This is a genomic window from Microbulbifer mangrovi, from assembly GCF_002009015.1.
GTDB classification, from domain to species: Bacteria; Pseudomonadota; Gammaproteobacteria; order Pseudomonadales; family Cellvibrionaceae; genus Microbulbifer; species Microbulbifer mangrovi.
The window spans coordinates 1-532 of the sequence record NZ_LZDE01000059.1 but is presented as its reverse complement, the minus strand read 5'-3'; the positions used below and the strand labels follow the sequence as shown (position 1 = coordinate 532).

The window sequence follows — 532 nt, the reverse complement described above, 5'->3', positions numbered from 1 at the left end:
CCCTGTTTTAGAAGGTCTCGCGAAAGTGTTCCCGGCAGCGGCACCTTAGCATCCACTTGCGTAAATTTAGCTCTTTAGTGAACTGGCTTGCGAGAACAGAACCCACTAAGCTTGCCGCTCACAAACTTACTCAACAAAAGTTCAGGGAGACTCCCGTGCCAAAAGCAACAGCCCGCCACATTCTCGTAGAAAGCGAAGCTCAGTGTCAGGATCTGAAAAAGCAGATTGAAGACGGCGCAGATTTCGGAAAGATCGCCCAGCAATATTCCAAGTGTCCTTCCGGCCGCAATGGCGGTGATCTGGGTGAGTTCAGCCAGGGTCAGATGGTGCCGGAATTTGACAAGGTGGTTTTCAACGATGAGTTGAACAAGGTACACGGCCCGGTGAAAACCCAGTTCGGTTATCACCTGCTGGAAGTTACCAGCCGCTCAGACTGATTGATTCGCCAAGGTTTCGACTATTCCACAGAAACCAGACGCAAAGGTGCCGCTGCCGGGTATTGTTTTGTAAGACCTTCTAAAACAGGGATGTT

The 532-nt window shown here is 50.6% G+C and carries 1 protein-coding gene; it reads left to right on the top strand.

The features are described from left to right. The first annotated feature begins 155 nt into the window (after positions 1-155). Positions 156-437: a peptidylprolyl isomerase gene (locus tag B4U49_RS00250; RefSeq protein ID WP_078082627.1), complete on the top strand. Its 282-nt coding sequence runs from the start codon at positions 156-158 to the stop codon at positions 435-437. Positions 438-532 lie beyond the last annotated feature (95 nt).